This window comes from Bartonella phoceensis (genome assembly GCF_902825145.1).
Classification (GTDB): domain Bacteria; phylum Pseudomonadota; class Alphaproteobacteria; order Rhizobiales; family Rhizobiaceae; genus Bartonella; species Bartonella phoceensis.
On sequence record NZ_CADEAD010000071.1, the window covers coordinates 1 to 260 of the forward strand.

General features: G+C 43.8%; 1 protein-coding gene. It reads left to right on the top strand.

The window, feature by feature from the left end:
* On the top strand, positions 1–220 hold a 220-nt coding region (locus J7R07_RS08120; RefSeq protein ID WP_208436335.1), incomplete at its 5' end, for a phage protein Gp36 family protein.
* Between the last annotated feature and the right edge of the window lie 40 nt (positions 221–260).

Genomic DNA, 260 nt, shown 5'->3' on the forward strand with positions numbered 1-260 from the left:
CATGATCTGTGTCAATATTGCTGTTTATAATTTGGCTATTCGTCATACGGCACTGACCACCACCATTGAAGATCGTTACAAACAGGCGGTTGATTTATTGAAGCGTATTGCGGAAGGCAAGGCGGGGGTGGGGGTAGATGAACCCAAAATTATGAGTGAAGATGGGCCTATTTGTGATGGGGCTTTTTTTACTGCCAAGCCGCGTGTGATGGGAAGGTAATATGTTTGTTGTAAGTCATATTGAGATTAAGGAAATGGGG